This is a genomic window from Paracoccus lichenicola (assembly GCF_009708075.1).
GTDB lineage: Bacteria > Pseudomonadota > Alphaproteobacteria > Rhodobacterales > Rhodobacteraceae > Paracoccus > Paracoccus lichenicola.
Genome location: NZ_WMBT01000043.1, coordinates 1 through 4,674 on the forward strand (window position 1 = coordinate 1; position 4,674 = coordinate 4,674).

At 52.7% G+C, this 4,674-nt stretch carries 4 protein-coding genes; 3 read left to right on the forward strand and 1 reads right to left on the reverse strand.

What is annotated here, in order from left to right; translation table 11 throughout:
• Both GIY56_RS18155 and GIY56_RS18160 read left to right on the forward strand, forming a co-directional pair.
• A partial coding sequence (locus GIY56_RS18155; protein WP_230312638.1) for a hypothetical protein occupies positions 1–766 on the forward strand: 766 nt, incomplete at its 5' end.
• The gene (locus GIY56_RS18160; RefSeq protein ID WP_154766237.1) at positions 756–1,646 is read left to right on the forward strand and encodes a nucleotidyl transferase AbiEii/AbiGii toxin family protein; all 891 of its coding nucleotides are present in this window, start codon (positions 756–758) and stop codon (positions 1,644–1,646) included. The genes GIY56_RS18155 and GIY56_RS18160, both read left to right, overlap by 11 nt.
• A 491-nt stretch (positions 1,647–2,137) precedes the next feature.
• Here GIY56_RS18160 and GIY56_RS18165 read toward each other — a convergent pair whose 3' ends face one another.
• A complete protein-coding gene (locus GIY56_RS18165; protein WP_230312639.1) occupies positions 2,138–3,031 on the reverse strand; it encodes a replication initiation protein in 894 nt (297 codons plus the stop codon).
• 756 nt (positions 3,032–3,787) lie between these two features.
• Between GIY56_RS18165 and GIY56_RS18170 the strand changes: the two genes are divergently transcribed.
• On the forward strand, positions 3,788–4,369 hold the full coding sequence (locus GIY56_RS18170; RefSeq protein WP_154766239.1) for a helix-turn-helix domain-containing protein: 582 nt from the start codon (positions 3,788–3,790) through the stop codon (positions 4,367–4,369).
• Positions 4,370–4,674: the final 305 nt, after the last annotated feature.

The following is a 4,674-nucleotide window of genomic DNA, read 5'->3' on the forward strand; positions in this document are numbered from 1 at the left end:
AAAAAACTTGCGGGGATCACATCCCTCAAAGGAAGTATATCTGCGGACACGCTCAATGCTGCGTGACGCAGGGATTATTAGGCAGGACGATAGTTACTCAATGTTTTGGCGTATAATGTCTGTTTCTGATGCACCAGCAGATATTGTAGTGTGTCAAGCCGATCCATATTGCTATATTTCCCACTTATCGGCAATGCAGAGATATGGATTAACCAATCGGCGTCCTACGTTTCTCTTTATAACCAGTCCTCCAGATGCAACAGTTCGATCTTGGAATAAAAATCGTGTAATAGATGATTTTGGAAGCGTTCTTTCCAACGAAGATATTTATATAGAGCCTTTACTGCTTACACATCATCCTAAAAACGTTCGGCGCCGTCCAATCAATCAGCTAAAAACAAAGTTCTATGGAGACTGGCGGACTGTTCGCGGGCAAGATACGAGGGTAGCGTCAATTGGGCAGGTCTTTTTAGATATGGTTGATGATCCTGCTCGGTGCGGAGGCATGCGCCATGTTCTTGGAGTTTGGAAAGAGCATGCAACTAAATATTTGGATCAAATAGTTAAAGCGGTTGATGCTTCTGAGCAGAAGATTTGCAAAGTTAGAGCTGGATATATTTTAGATGAATACCTAGGCATTTCTAATAGTAAAGTGTCTTCATGGCTGAAATATGCAGAGCGTGGCGGAAGCCGTGTTCTAGAGGCTGGACGAGGCTATACTGAACCTTTCTCGGAAAAATGGATGATGTCAGTAAATGTTGGATGAAGACGAAGAGCTTCAGGAAACTGTAGTCTCAATTGCAACTTGGGTAGAGAAAGCTAAAGATAATCCTGTTACATACTTAGAGCGCCAGGCCACTGAAGTTTTTCTCTCTACTCTTGGTAGCATAGAGCCATACAAGCATCAGATGTTCTTGAAAGGAGGCATCTTGATGGCAGTTGCTTATGGTAGCTGGCGCAATACAGGTGACATTGATCTCAGTACAGTTGCCGATCCTAGAGAGGGAATTGCGGAGGAGATTCAGCAAGCATTAGATGCTGCATTCCCCGCAATGTGTGCCGAGTTGGGGTACCCCGATCTCATGTGCTGTGTGCAGTCATATAAATATTTTCCCAAGGGAGATAATTTTCCGAAAAATGAAGGCCCAGCTATCAAGCTTAGAATTGGATACGCAGAACGAAATTCCCCTCAAGAAAAACATTTCAATGAAAGGAAAAGTCCCACTGCGCTTGAGGTGGACATCAGCTTTAAGGAGCCTATCGGAGCTATTCAAATATTGAATTTTTCTGACACTGAACAGAAGGTAAAGGCTTACTCTTTAATTGCGTTAATGGCTGAGAAGTTCAGAGCTCTTCTTCAGCAGGAGAAGAGAAATAGGCATCGACGTCAGGATGTTTATGATCTTCATTCCTTATGTCAGAGGTTTTCGCTAGACGAAGATGAACGGCAGCAGCTTATAGAAATTTTCCGTGAAAAGTGTGCGGCCAGAGGAATTGAGCCTAATAAAGAATCTTTGGAGCAGCCTGAAATAATAGAGAGAGCAAAAGCAGATTGGCATACGCTTGAATTGGAAGTTGGAGAACTTCCAGAGTTCGATACTTGCTTCCAAGCCGCTAATGCACTGTATAAGTCCTTGCCCTGGTGAATGATGAATCAAGAAAGTGGTCATTACTAACTTCAAAGCCGCAGCTTTGGAAAAGTAACGTAATAAGTGCCGCGGGGCACTTTTAACATGTAGAAAGTACCGAGGTCAGGAGCTTCTTCGCCAAGGCCACCACTTAGAGGTAGTAGGTCGTTGGTCAGTCAGCAAAGCCGTCGCCTGCTGCCTCCAGCGATCTCGGTCCTCTTTCAGATCATCCGAGATCTCACGCTCTCGACTTAGCATAGCTTCCAGTGCCTCAATGCGTTCCAGAAGCCGGTTCTCCTCTGGTTCCGCATCACGCCGTTTCGAACCCTCTTGGGGTTCTATGTTGAACATCCGTGAGAGCTCTGATGGATCAAGAGAATAGCTACCATCTTCGTGCCGAGTTGCACTGATTTTCCCGGTTTTTATGGCTCTGTTGATAGTGGATTTGCTCTTGCCCGTTAGCTTTGCAGCCTGAGAGAGGGACAGTTCCGGCATGGTTTCGCACCGCTTCATTTAGGGGTTCCAGATAGAACCCTTTGTTCATGAGCTGAGAAGGCTGCGCGAGCAAGGTCGGTTTCGCGTCGCGGCACAGTAAGTGCTCCGGCTTTAAAGGTGCGTCCGACCTGATCGGCCCAGGTCGCACGCTCCGTCTGGGTAAGTCCATGCCACCACTCCAAAGCCGGTTCCGCTTTGGGTTCTGCTACGATGAGGGGCGGGGCGTCGTCCGTATCTTGTTGGCGACGGCGAGCGCTTTTGTGGCGCTCATTCTCGGCCGCCATCTCGGCTGCATTGTGGGGATCCTTCCAGTGCCAGCGGAAGGTGACAGCATGGACCGATCGCCCCCGCTTTTCGGGGGTCATGCTGACCTCGACCGTGCCGTAGTCGTTCACTGCCACCAGGGCAGGATCGAGAACCCATTGACGAAAGTTGTTCCAACGCTCGTAGGACTTCTTGTCGGCCACGCCCATGAGCGACCGCAGTTCATCCACGGTGAAGGTCCAGTACGGCCGCCCCAAGCGCTTCTTATCGGCGAGTAGCACATAAAGCTGGCGGCCATGACCGGTCAGGCTGTGGGCGGCGCGGGCCTCGATCTTGGCGAAGTTTTGTGGGCTGCGCAGGGCGTGGATACCAGCAGGCGGGATCAGCGCCCGCACCATCGAACCGCCTTGGGTGATCTTCCATTCGGCCAGTAGGACCGCGCCCCAAGGATCGCCGCGCCACTCGCCGCTGAGCTGCACCCCGGTCAGGCGGGTCAGGCACTCGCGCAGCCAGATATTGTCGTCACGTCCATCCTCGCCGCGCAGCAGCCGCGAAGGCACTTCCAGCCAGACGCTGTTGTCCACCTCGGCGGGGATACGAGCGGCATCGAGCGCCGAGGCCAGTTCCCAGATGGCCGAAACCATGGCTGGGGTCAGCGGCTTGTCGGATCGGAGCGCAACGGCACTGCTAGGCACTGTGATTTCCCGCATTTGCCTAGACTAAATAACTGCTAACTAGTCTGCAACCTCTATCTTTTGCCCTCCGGGCCCTAGTCTCAAACCCTCCGGGCCCTAGTCTCAAACCCTCCGGGCCCTAGTCTCAAACCCTCCGGGCCCTAGTCTTTTGCCCTCCGGCACCTAGTTTTAAAGGTCTTATAGTGTCAGTGTCGGGTGTCGCTGGAGCGAAGCGACACGCGACACGCGACACCCGACACTGCGATGAAACTGGCGGCTTGGCGCCGCCTGCCCCGAGGCTTGCCAGCTCTTTGGATCGGCGGGGCGCCTCGCGGCAGCGCATGCGGCAAGGAGAATGCTTCGCTCCGCAGCGGCCTTTCTGGTGGCAAGGGAAGATCGCGAGAAAAGCTGGATGCACTGGGAGGCCCTGTAAGAGCCTCTGGAGGCAGGCCTGACCTTGTCAGGGAGTTTCCACCCAAGAACCCCAGATGGGCCTCCAGAAAGCTTCTCCGCGCCTCTGAGAGGATGTTGGTGCCGTGACTTTCACCGTCCTCTGCAAAACAGCAAAGCTAATCCCAGAACGGAAAATCGCAGTCCTACCAGGCTCAGAACCGAACACAGAACGGTTTCTGGTCTTGTGACTTGTGAAGACTAGTTTTCGGCATGTGTAAATGGCAGGAAATGTAACTTGAATACTTCACAGTTTTAAAGTTGGATACTTTACACATGCCAAAGCGCAAGTTCAGCCGTCTAACGAACGACCAGAAGCAGGCATTGCGTGGTGAGTTGGACGCGAAGGTGCCAGTCACGGACCTTGCGAAGAAATATGGGGTCAGCCGCCGGACGATCTACAACCTTAAGAACCGCTGGGACGAGCGCCTGCCGCAATCCCGGAGCAAGGTGCTGACGGTGCGGGTCAGCGCCGAGGACATGGAGCGGCTGGACGCCCTGGCGAAGGAACTGGACCTGAGCCGGGCCGACACGGCGCGGCGGGTGCTGCTCTATGCGGCGGGCGTCTATCACATCGAGCCGCCGGAAGCCGGCGAGATCGCAGCGCTGACCAAGGAGGTGTCTGCGATCGGGCAGAACGTGAACCAGGCGGTGCGCGCCATGAACACAGCCGTGCTGCGCGGCCAGAAGATCTCCCGTCTGCACCTGGACCAATTGGCCCAGCAGCTCCACGAGATCGCCCGGCACAACGACCAGGCCCGCAGCCTGATGCTCCGCCGGGCGCAGCAGCAGCGAGCGCATATCGAGGAGGTTGTGAAAGTGCTGAAAACAGCCTCTGCTAAGGTTGACGAACGTTAGAAGCTTGATAGAATGGACACCAGTGGCCTATTATAGATGTCCTAAGGACATCTATAATAGGCCACTCGGGTGAATTTTGGAAAATATTACGTATTTTCAAAGGCGTAGGTCTTGGACGCAGCTTGCTGAGGCTGCTGCTGGTCAACTGGATCAAAGTGGCCGCATCTTGATGTCTGACTACGAAATTTTTCGTGTTATCTGGTCCATTTATAGCCAACGTACTGCAAAAAACTTGCGGGGATCACATCCCTCAAAGGAAGTATATCTGCGGACACGCTCAATGCTGCGTGACGCAGGGATTATTA

Coding starts and splice junctions, on each gene's coding strand:
- GIY56_RS18165 (WP_230312639.1), bottom strand. CDS start 3,031: ATGGTTTCGGCCATCTGGGAACTGGCCTCGGCGCTCGATGCCGCTCGT.
- GIY56_RS18170 (WP_154766239.1), top strand. CDS start 3,788: ATGCCAAAGCGCAAGTTCAGCCGTCTAACGAACGACCAGAAGCAGGCA.
- GIY56_RS18160 (WP_154766237.1), top strand. CDS start 756: ATGTTGGATGAAGACGAAGAGCTTCAGGAAACTGTAGTCTCAATTGCA.